This is a genomic window from Pelomicrobium sp. G1 (assembly GCF_051905455.1).
Lineage (GTDB): Bacteria > Pseudomonadota > Gammaproteobacteria > Burkholderiales > UBA6910 > Pelomicrobium.
The window spans coordinates 230,732-243,731 of record NZ_JBQACR010000001.1 but is presented as its reverse complement, the minus strand read 5'-3'; the positions used below and the strand labels follow the sequence as shown (position 1 = coordinate 243,731).

Here is a 13,000-nt window from a genome sequence, read left to right as displayed (position 1 = left end):
TCGCGCTGCGGCTGCAGCGCTCGAATGCAGCCGAACGTTCACGCGCCATGGAAGGCTATCTGCTGATCCTGGTGAGCACGGTGCTGGTGAACAACATCGTGCTCGCGAAAGTTCTGGGCCTGTGCCCTTTCATGGGCGTCTCCAGGAAGTTAGAGACCGCCATGGGCATGGGGCTCGCGACCGCCTTCGTGCTGACCCTGGCTTCCGGGGCGAGCTATCTTATCAACCGCTATCTCCTGGGTACGGAACTCTTCTACCTTCGCACCCTCTCCTTCATCGTGGTGATCGCCGGCGTCGTGCAGTTCACCGAGATGTTCGTGCGCAAGACGAGCCCCCTACTGCACCAGATGCTGGGCATTTATCTGCCCCTCATCACCACCAACTGTGCCGTGCTGGGCATTCCCCTGCTCAACGTCCAGGCCGGCCACGATTTCGTGGAATCCCTGTTCTTCGGCCTGGGCGGCGCCCTGGGTTTTTCCCTGGTGCTGGTGCTGTTCGCCGCCATGCGGGAGCGGTTGGAGGCGGCGGACGTGCCCCCGCCCTTCCGGGGCTCCCCCATCGCCCTGGTCACCGCCGGGCTCATGAGCCTGGCGTTCATGGGGTTTTCTGGGTTGGTGAAGTGAGGACGGTAACTGAGCAATGCTGACCGCGCTGCTCATCATGGGAGGCCTGGCCGTGGGCCTGGGGGCCATCCTGGGCTTCGCCGCCCAGCGGTTGCGGGTCGAAGGCCATCCCCTGGTGGAAAAAATCGACGCCATCCTGCCCCAGACCCAGTGCGGGCAGTGCGGCTATCCCGGCTGCCGTCCCTACGCCCAGGCCATCGCCGAAGGCCGGGCAGACATCAACCAGTGCCCCCCGGGAGGCGAGGAAGGGATCAGGCAACTGGCCGAGCTGCTGGGGGTGGAGCCCAAGCCTTTGAACCCGGAGCACGGCCAGGCGAAGCCCAAGGCGGTGGCCCTGATCGACGAAAGCCTGTGCATCGGTTGCACCCTGTGCATCCAGGCCTGCCCGGTGGACGCCATCGTCGGCGCGGCCAAGCAGATGCACACGGTGATCGCCGCCGAGTGCACCGGCTGCGAGCTGTGCCTGCCCCCGTGCCCGGTGGATTGCATCGCCATGGTGGCGGTGCCGGAGCGCATCGAGACATGGAAGTGGAAGCCTCCTCTGTCTTCCCTAAAGCCCGCGGCATGAGGCGGCTCCATCGCTTCCCCGGCGGGCTCAGGCTGGAGGACCACAAGGCGCTCTCCACCGCCCGCCCGATCGAGCCCCTGCCCCTGCCCCACCTGCTCGTCGTGCCCCTCGCCCAGCACATCGGCGCAGCAGCGAAGCCCTTGGTGGCCCCGGGGCAGCGGGTGCTCAAGGGGGAGCCCATCGGGCTCGCCGAGGGCTACGTCTCCTGCAGCGTCCACGCCCCCACCTCCGGCCGGGTGGTGGCGGTGGAGCCGCGGCCCGTGCCCCACCCGTCGGGGCTTCCCGACCTGTGCGTGATGATCGAGCCGGATGGAGCGGAGCGCTGGATCGAGCGCGAGCCCATCGATTATCTCAACGCCGACCCGAGCGAAGTGCGCAACCGCCTGCGGGAAGCGGGCCTGGCGGGCCTGGGCGGGGCGGTGTTCCCGAGCTACATCAAGCTGAACCCCGGCGCCAATATCGTGCGCACCCTGGTGGTGAACGGCGCGGAGTGCGAGCCCTACATCACCTGCGACGACATGCTGATGCGTTCGCGCGCCGCCGAGATCGTAGCGGGGATCGAGATCGCCCGCCACCTCCTGGGCGCCGTGGAGGTGCTGATCGGCATCGAGGACAACAAGCCCGAGGCGATCGCGGCGATGCGGACGGCGGTGCAGGCGGGAGGGTATGCTTTCGAGATCGTGCCGGTGCCCTCCATCTATCCGGCCGGTGGCGAGAAACAGCTGCTCTACACGTTGACCGGCCGGGAGGTGCCTTCGGGCAAGCGCCCCCACGACATCGGGCTCGCCTGCTTCAACGTGGGCACCCTGTACGCCCTGGCCCGGGCGGTGCTCCACGGCGAACCCCTGATCTCCCGCGTCACCACGGTCGCCGGCAACGTGGAGGCGCCGGGGAACGTGGAGGTGCTGATCGGAACCCCGGTGGCGGACCTGGTTTCCGCCGCCCGTCCGCGCCCCGATACCGATGCCTTCATCATGGGCGGGCCCATGATGGGCTTCGTGCTCCCGGGGCCCAGGGTGCCGGTGGTGAAAGCCACCAACTGCGTGATCGCCCGCTCCCCGGCCCTGTTCCCGGCGCCGCCCCCGCCCATGCCCTGCATCCGCTGCGGCCGCTGCGCGGAAGCCTGCCCGGCGCGGCTCGCCCCCATGGACCTCTACGCCTTCGCCAAGTCCCGCAACTTCGGCAAGGCCCAGGAATACGCCCTGTTCGACTGCATCGAGTGCGGCTGCTGCAGCGCCGTGTGCCCGAGCCACATTCCCCTCGTCGACTTCTACCGCTACGCCAAGAGCGAGATCTGGGCCCGGGAGCGGGAGCGCAAGGCCGCCGACCTGGCCCGCCGCCGCCACGAGTTCCGCCTGGCGCGCCTCGCGCGGGAAAAAGAGGAGCGAGCGCGGCGGCTCGCGGAAAAAGCGGGCAAGGCCGGCCCGGACGCTCCGGACCGGGAGGCCATCCTGGCGACCATCGAGCAGGCCAAGGCGAAGAAGGCCCAGGCTTCCTCCGATCCGGTGAACCCCCCTTCTTCTGGCGAAGCGCGGTGAAGCCCCCCGGCACCGACCCCTGACCCATGCCGGCACCGTTCGTGAGCCTCGCCGGTAGCGTGCAAGGGGTCATGCTCCGGGTGCTGCTGGCGCTGCTGCCGGCGATCGCCGTGCACGCCTGGTGGTATGGCCCCGGCATCTTGATCCAGCTCGCCCTGGCGAGCGCCGCAGCGCTCGCCGCCGAGGCCCTCATGCTCAAGCTCCGGAGCCTGCCCCTCGCGCCCTTCCTGTCCGACCTCTCGGCCCTGGTGACGGCCTGGCTCCTCGCCCTGTGCCTGCCCCCCATCGCCCCCTGGTGGCTCGCCGTCGTGGGTACCGTCTTCGCCATTGCCGTGGCCAAGCACCTCTACGGCGGCCTGGGGAGCAACCTGTTTAATCCGGCCATGGTGGGCTACTGCGTGCTCATTCTCTCCTTTCCCGCCGAGATCGCCCGCTGGCCCGCGGCTACGGCCCTCGCCTCCCATCCCCTCGGGTGGACCGAAACCGCGGCCTACATCTTCTTCGGCCATCTGCCCGGCGGCCTCTCCCTGGACGCACTGACCGCCGCCACGCCCCTGGACGCGGTGAAAACCCAGCTCGCCGCCAGCCACACCCTGAACGAAATCTTCCGCCAGCCCGGCCTTGCCGAGATCTCGCCGGGCCCCGCCTGGCTCGCCCTCGCCTGCGCCGCGGGGGGGCTCATCCTGTGGCGGCAGCGGGTGATTGCCTGGCACGTGCCGGCGGCCTATCTGGCCACCCTGGCGCTGGTGGCGGGGATCTTTCACGCCGCTGATCCGGACCGCTACGCCGGGCCCCTGTTCCACCTGATCCATGGCGCCGGCGTTCTCGGCGCCTTCTTCATCCTGACCGACCCGGTGAGCGGCCCCACCACGCCCCTGGGCAAGCTGATCTTCGCCGCCTCGGCGGCCCTGCTCACCTACCTGATCCGGGTCTTCGGCGGCTACCCGGACGGGGTGGCCTTCGCCGTGCTCATCATGAACATGGCGGTGCCCTTGATCGACGCCTACACCCAGCCGCCGGTGTACGGCAAGAAGCCTCCCGGCCGCGGAGGCGGCTCATGAGCCTGGGCCCCGGGCGTTCGGCCCTGCGGGGGGCGCTGGTGCTGGCCGCCTTCGCCCTTGCAGGCACCCTGCTCCTCGGCCTCGCCTTCCAGCAGACCCGGGAGCCCATCGCCCGAGCGGAAGAGGCGGCGAAGCTAAAGCTCCTCAACCAGGTGATCCCCCCCGAACTGCACGACAACGACCTGCTGGCCGACGCCATCGAGCTTCCCGCTAACGCCCTGCTGGGGACCGACGAGCCGCGCCCCGCCTATCGGGCGCTGAAGGACGGCCGGGTCACGGCGGTGGCCTTCGAGGCGATTGCGCCCGATGGCTACAACGGTAGAATTAGGCTCCTGCTGGCGGTGTCCCCCGAGGGCCGCGTCCTCGGCGTGCGGGTCGTGGCCCACGCCGAAACCCCCGGCCTGGGTGACTACATCGACATCGCCAAGAGCGACTGGATCCGCCAGTTCGACGGGCGCGAGTTTTCGCCCGCCAGCGCGAACGCCTGGCGGGTGAAAAAGGACGGCGGGACCTTCGACGCCATGGCCGGCGCCACCGTCACGCCGCGGGCGGTAGTGAAGGCAGTGCGCAAGGCCCTCGAGTACTTCCACGCCCACCGGGACCCGCTGGTGGGGGAGAGCCTCCAGACCGGGAAGGCAGCCCCATGACTCCTCACCGTGAAATCCTGGAGAACGGCCTGTGGACCCAGAACCCGGGGCTCGTGCAGCTCCTGGGTTTGTGCCCCCTGCTGGCCGTGAGCGGCACGGTGGTGAACGCCGTGAGCCTGGGCCTTGCCACGGCCCTGGTCATGGCGATGACCGGCCTGGCGGTGTCGGCGGCGCGCAACCTGATCCCGCCCGAGATCCGCATTCCCGTGTTCGTGCTCATCATCGCGGTGCTGGTCACGGTGGTGGACCTGCTCATGCACGCCTATGTCCACGATCTCTACCTGGTGCTAGGCATCTTCGTCCCCTTGATCGTCACCAACTGCATCGTGCTCGCCCGGGCGGAAGCCTTCGCCTCCAAGCGGGGGCCCCTCGCCTCCGCCCTGGACGGGCTGGCCATGGGGCTCGGGCTCACTGCGGTGCTGGCCCTGCTGGGCGCCCTGCGGGAGCTCACGGGCAAAGGGACCCTGCTCTCGGGCCTGCATCTCGTCTTCGGGGAAGGCGCCCGGAGCTGGACGGTGCAGGTGCTGCCCGATTACGGCGGCTTCCTGCTGGCGGTGCTGCCCCCCGGCGCCTTTATCGGGCTAGGGCTGCTGATCGCCGCCAAGAACGCCCTCGACCGGCGGCGGGCGGAGCGCCGGACGGCGCCCGCGGCCCTCGCCCGCGGTGCGTGACCGGCCATGGGCGCCCATTTCCCCTTCTCCGGACGCGCCGACCGGGTGGCGGTGTACGCGTTCTTCGAGTGCCACGGGCTGAGCTTCCCGCTCCAGGAGAAGTACTACCGGTGGTGGCACGAATGGGCGCGGCGGCAAGTCATGGAGGACCCCCATCTCCTGGGGTGTAAAGGCCCCGAGCTGGAGCGCTTCCCCTACGGGCAGCACGCTTTCCACGACTTTCACCTGCACCAGTACGGCTGGGCCACCGCCCTCGCCGACCTGGGGGCGTTCATCCAGGGCACGCTCTTTCCCCGCTTGAGCGCCGAGGCCCTCGAGCGCCTGGAACAAGAGCACGGGGCCTTCCTCTCCCGGCTCAAGGAGGAGGTTTCCGCCGCGCCCCGGCCGCCGGCGCCCGAGGTGGGACGTTACCGGCATACGTGACGTCCGTATCCGGACCGCCGCGAGACGGTCGATGAACGCGTCGAAACGCCGCGCCATTTTTGAGCGCCTGCGAGCGGCGAACCCCAACCCCACCACGGAGCTGGACTACCGCACCCCCTTCGAGCTGCTGGTGGCGGTGATCCTCTCCGCCCAGGCGACCGACAAGAGCGTGAACCTGGCGACCCGCCGGCTGTTCCAGGTGGCCGGCACGCCGCAAAAGATGCTCGCCCTGGGGGAGGAGCGGCTCGCCGAATACATCCGCACCATCGGCCTCTACCGCACCAAGGCGAAGAACCTGATCGCTACCTGCCGCATCCTGGTGGAGGAGCACGGGGGGCGGGTGCCTTCCACCCGGGAAGCCCTGGAGAAGCTGCCGGGGGTGGGGCGCAAGACCGCCAACGTGATTCTCAACACGGCCTTCGGCGAGCCCACCATCGCCGTGGATACCCACATCTACCGCGTGGCCAACCGCACCGGGCTCGCCCCGGGAAAGAACGTCCGCCAAGTGGAAGAGCGGCTCACCCGGGTGGTGCCGGAGGAATTCCGCAGGCACGCCCACCACTGGCTCATCCTCCACGGCCGCTACGTGTGCAAGGCGCGCAAGCCCGAGTGCTGGCGCTGCATCATCGCCGACCTGTGCGAGTATCGGGAGAAGAACCTGGCGCCCCCCGCGCCGGGCGTGAAAAGAGAAAGCGGCGGTGCTAAGCTTGGCCGTCGGGCGCGCTCCTTCGGCGCTTGACCCCTTGCCCCGATGTTCCAGCCCAGCCGCGATCAGGCCCGGCAATTCCTCTTCGAGGCGTGGCGCAAGTACCGGGAGCGCCAGGTCTTGAGCCCCCTGGAGGACTTGGCCGTCGCCGTCATCCTGCTGCATCCCGAGTATCACCCCGTGCTGGAGGATCCGGAGCGCTACGGGGACATGGAGTACTTTCCCGAGGCGGGGGAGGTCAACCCGTTCCTGCACTTGGGCCTGCACCTCGCCGTCGAAGAGCAGCTTTCCATCGACCAGCCTCCCGGCCTCGTCGACCGGGTCAAGGCCCTGGAGAGGGGGAGCGGCTCCCGCCACGAGGCCCTGCACGCCACCATGGAATGCCTGGCGGAAACGCTCTGGCGCGCCCAGCGGGACGGCACCGCCCCGGACGCAGGCGTCTATCTCGCCTGCCTGGATCGACGGCTCGGAAAATGAACCGGGGCGCGGCATGACCCGCGCCCCGTCCTTCGGCCGGCGACCCTCGTCCGGCAGGCTTCACCCGCCCGACAGGACCCCCGAGGCAACCCCAGGAAAATCAGCGGCTGCCCGGGGGCTTGACCTGCAGGCTGCCCTTCTGGCTCGCGAAATAGGCCGCCAGGTTCCGGATGTCCTGCTCGCTCAGGTTGGCGGCGAAGCCCTGCATGATGGGATTTTGCCGCTCCCCCGTCTTGTAATCGATGAGGGCCTTCTCCAGGTAGTCCCGGTACTGGCCCGCGAGCTTGGGGTACGCGGGAGCGATGGGCGCATCCCCCGTCGGCCCGTGGCATGCGGCGCACACCTCGGTGGCGATCTTCTTGCCCGCTTCGGGACTGGCCGCCCACGCCCCCGTGGCGCCGAGCAGGCCGCACAAAGCGAGGGACAGCGTTCTTTTCATTCCTCCCCTCCTCCCCGCGGCGCCCCTCATTTGCCCGCCCCGCTGTAGTAGGCCGCCAGATCGGCCATGTCCTGGGCCGACAGGGTCGCGGCGATGGCGGTCATGGAAGGATGCTTGCGCGCGCCGCTCTTGTAGGCCTCCAGCGCCGCCACGATGTACTCGGCGCTCTGGCCCCCCAGCTTGGGCACGGTATAGACGGTGGGATAGGCGGTGCGGTAGCCCGCGATCTCGTGGCACCCGGCGCACATGGCGCTCTTTTCCTTGCCGGCTTCGGCGTCTCCCGCCGCCGCGCCGCCGGCACAGGCGATCAGGGCCATCCCGGTTACCATGGTGAGGACTTTCGTTCTTCTCATGATTCTCGATGGGACGGTTGGGAAATTCAAAGCTTCGGACTTTAATGGATCAGTCCATTCAGGTCAATGACCGCGGCCAGGGCTAAGGCAGCGCCGGCGGCCGAGGCGTGGGGCGCGCAGCCCGCGGCCCGTCCCTGGTACCATACGCCAAAATTTGCTGGCCTTCCCTCGACCTTGCACGTGTCCTTTCGATCCTGGCTCCTGACGGCCTTCCCGTTCCTGCGCTGGTGGCCCATGGTCACCCGGGACACCCTGCGGGCAGACCTGGCCGCAGGGCTCACCGCCGCCATCGTGGTGCTTCCCCAGGGCGTCGCCTTCGCCACCCTGGCGGGCATGCCGCCCGAGTACGGGCTGTACGCCGCCATGGTCCCCGCCGTGGTGGCGGCGCTGTTCGGTTCCTCGTGGCATCTCATTTCCGGGCCGACCAACGCCATCTCCCTGGTCGTCTTCGCCACCATGAGCCCGCTCGCCGTGCCCGGCTCGCCCGAATACATCAAGCTGGTGCTCACCCTCACCTTCCTCACGGGCGTTATGCAGCTCGTGATGGGGATCGCGCGCATGGGCGCCCTGGTGAACTTCATCTCCCACACCGTGATCATCGGCTTCACCGCCGGAGCAGCGCTGCTGATCATCGCCTCCCAGATCAAGAACTTCTTTGGCGTGGCCATCGAGCGCGGCTCGTCGTTCGTGGAAACCTTCCTCCAGTTCGGCGCCCAGATCGACGACATCAACCCCTACGTGTTCTCGGTGGCCGCGGTGACCCTGGTCACGGGCATCCTGTCCCGCCGCTACCTCCCCAAGATCCCCTACATGATCGTGGCCATGGTGGCGGGGAGCCTGTTCGCCTTGGGGGTCAACTGGGGATTCGGCGCCGAAACCACCGGCATCGCGACGGTGGGGGCGCTACCGGGGGGGCTTCCGCCCCTCTCGGCGCCGGACCTCTCCCTGGAGACAATCCGCCTGACCGCGCCCATCGCCTTCGCGGTCACCATGCTGGCTCTGACCGAAGCGGTGTCCATCGCCCGCAGCATCGCGGTGAAGTCGGAACAGCGCATCGACGGCAACCAGGAATTCATCGGCCAGGGCCTGTCCAACATCGCCGGCTCGTTCTTCTCCGCCTACGCCTCCAGCGGCTCCTTCAACCGCAGCGGCTTGAACTACGAGGCCGGGGCCAAGACCCCCCTCTCCGCTGTGTTCTCCGCCGTCTTCCTGGTCTTCATCCTGCTGGCGGTGGCGCCCCTGGCCGCCTACCTGCCGATCCCCTCCATGGCGGCGATCCTGTTCCTGGTGGGCTGGGGCCTGATCGATTTCCACCACATCCGCGGCATCCTGCGCACCAGCCGGTCCGAGACGGCGGTGCTGGCGGTCACTTTCTTCGGCACCCTGCTCCTCGACCTGGAGTTCGCCATCTACGCCGGTATCATCATCTCCCTGATCCTGTACCTGAACCGCACCTCCAAGCCCCTGGTGCTGGACGTCAAGCCCGATCCCGCCGAGGGCAGCTATCACTTCTCCGCCGAAACGGGGCTGCCCGATTGCCCCCAGCTCAAGATGGTGCGCATCAACGGGTCGCTGTTCTTCGGCGCGGTGAACCACGTGCAGCAGGCGCTGCAGGAGATCGACGAGCGAAACCCGCAGCAGAAACACGTGCTGATCGTGGCGAGCGGCATCAACTTCGTGGACGTGGCCGGCGCCGAGATGCTGGCCCAGGAGGCCCGGCGGCTACGCCGCAAAGGGGGCGGGCTTTACTTCTACCGGATGAAGAACGCGGTGCGGGAGCTCATGGAGCGTGGCGGCTACCTGCGAGAGATCGGCGAGGAGAACCTGTTCCCGGTCAAGAGCCACCCGGTCTCCCGCCTCTACCCTCGCCTCGACCCGGAGATCTGCCGCCATTGCCGGGTGCGCATCTTCCGCGAATGCCAAGACCGGCTTCCCAACGGGGAGCCGCGGTCCGCGGCCAACGCCGCGGGCGCGAGCCCGATGAATACCTGACCGCACCAAGGTAGGCTATAGGCCTGATGCGCAGCCGCTGCGTATCATCCCGCCATGAACGCCCGCTCCTTGACCCGCTTTTTTCCCTTCCTGGCCTGGTTCCCGATGAAGGGCTCGACCCTGCGGGCCGACCTGGCGGCGGGCATCACCGTGGGCCTGGTCCTGGTGCCCCAGTCCCTGGCCTACGCCCAGTTGGCCGGCCTGCCGCCCTACTACGGCCTATACGCGGCCTTCGTCCCGGTCATCGTGGCGGCCGCGTTCGGGTCCTCCCATCAGCTCGCCACCGGCCCGGTGGCCATGGTGTCCCTGCTCACCGGGGCGGTCCTGGCGCCCCTGGCAGCGGCCGGTTCCGAGCAGTTCGTGGCGCTGGCGATCCTGCTGGCCCTCATGGTGGGCGTGCTGCAGCTTCTCCTGGGGGTGTTACGCCTCGGGGCGCTGGTGAACTTCCTGTCCCACCCGGTCATCGTGGGCTTCACCAACGCGGCGGCCCTCATCATCGCCGCCTCCCAATTCAACAAGTTGATCGGCGTCAGCAAAGGCAGAAGCGAAAGTTTCCTCCTCGACATGTGGGGCGTGCTGCTGCAGCTCGGCGACACCCATTGGCCCACCCTGGCCATGGGTACAGGGGCCATCGGCCTCATGGTGGCGCTCAAGAAGATCGCCCCCCGGGCGCCCGGCGTGCTGGTGGCGGCGATCATTACCACTGCCCTGAGCTGGGCCGTCGGTTTCGAGAAGAAAGGCGCTGCGCGGCCCGACGAGATCGCCGACGAGGCGCTGCGCTCCATCGCCGTCGATTACCTGGCGACCCAGGCCGCCGTCGCCGAGCTGCAGCGCCGAATCGAGGCCGGCTTGAACGAGCTGCGCTCGGCGGAGCGCTCCGGCGGCGCCGGCAGCCGCCACGCGGTGGCCCTGCGCTACCAGGTGGAGATCCTACGGCTAGAGCTCGCCGATCTGGAAAATGAGAATCGCAAGCGCCTGCGGGACCTGCGCAAGTTCGCCTTCGAGCGCGCCGTGACGCCCGAGGGGCCGCGCCTTTACCTCCACGGCGAGCTGCCCGAGGGCTTGCCGGGCGACGGCCAGTTGTGGCGGATCCGCGGCATCAGCGAGGGCGAGCTGCGGCTCGCGGGCGGAGGGGAGGTGGTGGGCGCCATCCCGCCCGGGCTACCGGAGTTGCGGCTGCCCCAGGTGAGCCTGGAACGGGTCGGCGCCCTGCTCTCGGGGGCGCTGGTGATCGCCCTGGTGGGGTTCATGGAGGCGATCTCGGTGGCGAAGGCGATCGCCACCCGCACCCGGCAGCGGCTGGACGCGAACCAGGAGCTGATCGGCCAGGGCCTGGCCAACGTGGCCGGCAGCCTATTCCAGTCCTTTCCGGTGAGCGGCTCGTTCTCCAGGACGGCGGTGAACTACAGCGCCGGAGCCCGGACGGGCCTGTCCTCCCTCTTCACGGCGTGCATGGTGGTGATCACCCTGCTACTGTTCACCCCGCTGCTCTACCACCTGCCCCAAGCCGTGCTGGCGGCCATCATCATGATGGCCGTGGCGGGTCTCATCAACTTCCGGGCTATGCGCGACGTCTGGCGGGCCCATCGCCACGACGGCGTCGCCGCCTTCGTCACCTTCGCCGCCACCCTGGCCTTCGCCCCCCACCTGGACAAGGGCATCCTCCTGGGCGCGGGCCTCGCGGTGCTGCTTTACCTGTACCGCACCATGAAGCCCCGGGTGGCGGTGCTGGGACGCCACCCCGACGGCACCCTGCGGGACGCCCGCCTGCACGGGCTGCCCCTCTGCGAGCACCTGGTGGCGGTTCGCTTCGACGGGCAGCTCTATTTCGCCAACACGCCGTACTTCGAAGCCGCCATCCTGGACGTGGCGGCCCGCTTTCCCAAGGCCCGGCAGATCCTGGTGGTGGCCGACGGCATCAACCAGATGGACGCCTCCGGCGAAGAGACGGTGCGGCACCTGAACGCGCGCCTGCGGGAGGCCGGCGTCACCCTCTCCTTCTCCGGCCTGAAGCGTCAGGTGCTGGAGGTCATGGAACGCACGGGGTTGATCGAGGAAATCGGCCGGGAAAACCTGTTCGCCAGCGAGGACGACGCCCTGGAGGCGCTGGCGAAGCGCATCGATGCCCCGGACTTCGATCCCCGGACCTGCCCGCTGCTGCGCCAGCCGGGCCCCTATTCAGGCACCGGCTCCTCTTCCGCCTCGCTCAGCGCGTGATCCCGGTGGCCCCGGACCATGGCGCCCACGATGATGACGGCGCCCGTGGCGAGCGCCCCCCACCATGAACAGGAAGCTCGCGTCCTTGAACAGCTCCACGAGCTTGGGGCTCAAATCGAGCTTGCCGAGCTGGGCGAGGTAGACGGGGATCACCACGGCGCGGCTCACCGCGACAATCATCATGATGGCCCCCATGACCACCTTGATCATGTAGGGCTTTACATACGTGGTGCCGATGGCGCCGAGCTGAATGCCGAAAAGGGAGCCTGCCAGGATGATCATGGCGAGCCGGATGTCCACCAGGCCGTGCATGGCGTATTTGATCGTGCCGCCCAGACCCATCACGAAGGCGATCACCAGCTCCGTGGCGCTCGCCACCAGGCTCGGGGCCCCCAGCACGTAGATCATGCCCGGCACGCCGATAAACCCTCCTACCGCGATGGTGGCGGCCAGCATACCCGTAGCGAAGCCGAGCGGCAGGATGAACAGGAAGGAGACGCGCACCTTGGCCACCTTGAACTCCACCATGGTGCCCGGGATCTCAAGGCTTTGAACCCAGCGCGCCAGGCGGTGGGTCTGCTCTATGGAGTCACCGCCCCGACGGTAGACCTTCCATGCGTCGGCGAGCACCCATGTCCCCACGACCACCAGCACGAGCACGAACGCGGTGCTCACGTACAGGCTGGAGCCCGCTTCGCCATGGGCGGCCTTGATGGCCTGCTGGATGTCAGCGCCCACCCATACGCCCATGGCCGCCGTAGCCGCCATGAAGAGACCGAGCTTGATATCCACGTGGCCGTACTTATGGCGCTTGTACGCGCCTACCAATGCCTTCGGAAACTTGTGGCAGATATTGCTTGCGACGGCGACGACACCCGGCACCCCCATGCTCATCATGCCGGGCGTGAGCACGAAAGCGCCGCCGGAGCCGATGAAACCCGACACCAGGCCGCCGATGAAGCCGACCATCAGGAGAAACATCACCCCTGGCAGCTCGAGCTCGATGAAGTGGGGGGCGATCTGTTCCATTCAGCGCTTCCTTCCGTTCGGCTTCTTGCCGCGCACGCCCAGCACCTCCCAGAAGTAGCCCGTAAACGCCCCGTGCACGAGCGAGAAGACGAACGCCGTCGCCACCGGCAGCAGCCAGTACAACCCGTCGGTCCGGGTGTAGGCACGCATGATCTCGTCCTCGAACAGGAACAGGAGCAGGTAGAGCCCCAGGGAGCCGGCGCCGCTCAAGGCGAGGGGGAGCAGCGGTTTCTTGTCTCGTTCCATTCCCGGCGTT

General features: G+C 68.4%; 15 protein-coding genes. 11 read left to right on the top strand and 4 right to left on the bottom strand.

Translation table 11 applies throughout. The features are described 5' to 3' along the window. Positions 1 to 47 precede the first annotated feature (47 nt). From rsxA to ACTFO6_RS01155, 9 genes are read left to right on the top strand one after another with little or no spacing between them, the layout of a single operon-like run. Positions 48 to 623, top strand: a complete 576-nt coding sequence (rsxA, locus tag ACTFO6_RS01195) for an electron transport complex subunit RsxA (protein ID WP_439932629.1) — start codon at positions 48 to 50, stop codon at positions 621 to 623. A 16-nt stretch (positions 624 to 639) separates the two neighbouring features. Continuing rightward, entirely contained in the window at positions 640 to 1,191 is a 552-nt protein-coding gene (gene rsxB, locus ACTFO6_RS01190) for an electron transport complex subunit RsxB (protein WP_439932628.1), read from the top strand. Next, positions 1,146 to 2,729, top strand: a complete 1,584-nt coding sequence (gene rsxC / locus ACTFO6_RS01185) for an electron transport complex subunit RsxC (RefSeq protein WP_439932627.1) — start codon at positions 1,146 to 1,148, stop codon at positions 2,727 to 2,729. Before rsxB ends, rsxC begins: the two co-directional genes overlap by 46 nt. 26 nt (positions 2,730 to 2,755) lie before the next feature. Continuing rightward, positions 2,756 to 3,790, top strand: coding sequence for an RnfABCDGE type electron transport complex subunit D (locus tag ACTFO6_RS01180; protein ID WP_439932626.1), 1,035 nt, complete (start codon positions 2,756 to 2,758; stop codon positions 3,788 to 3,790). Then, on the top strand, positions 3,787 to 4,437 hold the full coding sequence (rsxG, locus tag ACTFO6_RS01175) for an electron transport complex subunit RsxG (RefSeq protein WP_439932625.1): 651 nt from the start codon (positions 3,787 to 3,789) through the stop codon (positions 4,435 to 4,437). Before ACTFO6_RS01180 ends, rsxG begins: the two co-directional genes overlap by 4 nt. Continuing rightward, positions 4,434 to 5,108 (top strand): electron transport complex subunit E, encoded by a 675-nt coding sequence (locus ACTFO6_RS01170; RefSeq protein WP_439932624.1) that lies wholly within the window; start codon positions 4,434 to 4,436, stop codon positions 5,106 to 5,108. The genes rsxG and ACTFO6_RS01170 overlap by 4 nt, the downstream gene beginning before the upstream one ends. 6 nt (positions 5,109 to 5,114) lie before the next feature. Then, positions 5,115 to 5,531, top strand: coding sequence for a hypothetical protein (locus tag ACTFO6_RS01165; RefSeq protein WP_439932623.1), 417 nt, complete (start codon positions 5,115 to 5,117; stop codon positions 5,529 to 5,531). Positions 5,532 to 5,562: 31 nt separating this feature from the next. Then, on the top strand, positions 5,563 to 6,270 hold the full coding sequence (gene nth / locus ACTFO6_RS01160) for an endonuclease III (protein ID WP_439932622.1): 708 nt from the start codon (positions 5,563 to 5,565) through the stop codon (positions 6,268 to 6,270). 12 nt (positions 6,271 to 6,282) lie between these two features. Further along, on the top strand, positions 6,283 to 6,714 hold the full coding sequence (locus ACTFO6_RS01155; RefSeq protein WP_439932621.1) for a DUF1841 family protein: 432 nt from the start codon (positions 6,283 to 6,285) through the stop codon (positions 6,712 to 6,714). A gap of 100 nt (positions 6,715 to 6,814) precedes the next feature. Here the strand turns inward: ACTFO6_RS01155 and ACTFO6_RS01150 are convergent, their stop codons facing one another. Both ACTFO6_RS01150 and ACTFO6_RS01145 read right to left on the bottom strand, forming a co-directional pair. Continuing rightward, positions 6,815 to 7,153 (bottom strand): c-type cytochrome, encoded by a 339-nt coding sequence (locus tag ACTFO6_RS01150; protein WP_439932620.1) that lies wholly within the window; start codon positions 7,151 to 7,153, stop codon positions 6,815 to 6,817. Between the two features lie 26 nt (positions 7,154 to 7,179). After that, entirely contained in the window at positions 7,180 to 7,482 is a 303-nt protein-coding gene (locus ACTFO6_RS01145; protein WP_439932781.1) for a c-type cytochrome, read from the bottom strand. 204 nt (positions 7,483 to 7,686) lie between these two features. Between ACTFO6_RS01145 and ACTFO6_RS01140 the strand changes: the two genes are divergently transcribed. Together ACTFO6_RS01140 and ACTFO6_RS01135 are read left to right on the top strand one after the other, a co-directional pair. Next, a complete protein-coding gene (locus ACTFO6_RS01140) occupies positions 7,687 to 9,498 on the top strand; it encodes a SulP family inorganic anion transporter (RefSeq protein WP_439932619.1) in 1,812 nt (603 codons plus the stop codon). A gap of 54 nt (positions 9,499 to 9,552) precedes the next feature. Continuing rightward, a complete protein-coding gene (locus ACTFO6_RS01135; RefSeq protein WP_439932618.1) occupies positions 9,553 to 11,715 on the top strand; it encodes a SulP family inorganic anion transporter in 2,163 nt (720 codons plus the stop codon). Here the strand turns inward: ACTFO6_RS01135 and ACTFO6_RS01130 are convergent. Beyond that, on the bottom strand, positions 11,677 to 12,744 hold the full coding sequence (locus ACTFO6_RS01130; RefSeq protein ID WP_439932617.1) for a sulfite exporter TauE/SafE family protein: 1,068 nt from the start codon (positions 12,742 to 12,744) through the stop codon (positions 11,677 to 11,679). The genes ACTFO6_RS01135 and ACTFO6_RS01130 overlap by 39 nt on opposite strands. Further along, on the bottom strand, positions 12,745 to 12,990 hold the full coding sequence (locus ACTFO6_RS01125; protein ID WP_439932616.1) for a hypothetical protein: 246 nt from the start codon (positions 12,988 to 12,990) through the stop codon (positions 12,745 to 12,747). Between the last annotated feature and the right edge of the window lie 10 nt (positions 12,991 to 13,000).

Excerpts from the sequence above, each read along its gene's own strand:
- ACTFO6_RS01145 (WP_439932781.1), bottom strand. The coding sequence starts at position 7,482 with ATGGTAACCGGGATGGCCCTGATCGCCTGTGCCGGCGGCGCGGCGGCG.
- ACTFO6_RS01165 (WP_439932623.1), top strand. The coding sequence starts at position 5,115 with ATGGGCGCCCATTTCCCCTTCTCCGGACGCGCCGACCGGGTGGCGGTG.
- rsxG (WP_439932625.1), top strand. The coding sequence starts at position 3,787 with ATGAGCCTGGGCCCCGGGCGTTCGGCCCTGCGGGGGGCGCTGGTGCTG.
- rsxC (WP_439932627.1), top strand. The coding sequence starts at position 1,146 with ATGGAAGTGGAAGCCTCCTCTGTCTTCCCTAAAGCCCGCGGCATGAGG.
- ACTFO6_RS01130 (WP_439932617.1), bottom strand. The coding sequence starts at position 12,744 with ATGGAACAGATCGCCCCCCACTTCATCGAGCTCGAGCTGCCAGGGGTG.
- ACTFO6_RS01125 (WP_439932616.1), bottom strand. The coding sequence starts at position 12,990 with ATGGAACGAGACAAGAAACCGCTGCTCCCCCTCGCCTTGAGCGGCGCC.
- ACTFO6_RS01155 (WP_439932621.1), top strand. The coding sequence starts at position 6,283 with ATGTTCCAGCCCAGCCGCGATCAGGCCCGGCAATTCCTCTTCGAGGCG.
- rsxB (WP_439932628.1), top strand. The coding sequence starts at position 640 with ATGCTGACCGCGCTGCTCATCATGGGAGGCCTGGCCGTGGGCCTGGGG.
- rsxA (WP_439932629.1), top strand. The coding sequence starts at position 48 with ATGGAAGGCTATCTGCTGATCCTGGTGAGCACGGTGCTGGTGAACAAC.
- ACTFO6_RS01150 (WP_439932620.1), bottom strand. The coding sequence starts at position 7,153 with ATGAAAAGAACGCTGTCCCTCGCTTTGTGCGGCCTGCTCGGCGCCACG.
- nth (WP_439932622.1), top strand. The coding sequence starts at position 5,563 with ATGAACGCGTCGAAACGCCGCGCCATTTTTGAGCGCCTGCGAGCGGCG.
- ACTFO6_RS01135 (WP_439932618.1), top strand. The coding sequence starts at position 9,553 with ATGAACGCCCGCTCCTTGACCCGCTTTTTTCCCTTCCTGGCCTGGTTC.
- ACTFO6_RS01170 (WP_439932624.1), top strand. The coding sequence starts at position 4,434 with ATGACTCCTCACCGTGAAATCCTGGAGAACGGCCTGTGGACCCAGAAC.
- ACTFO6_RS01180 (WP_439932626.1), top strand. The coding sequence starts at position 2,756 with ATGCCGGCACCGTTCGTGAGCCTCGCCGGTAGCGTGCAAGGGGTCATG.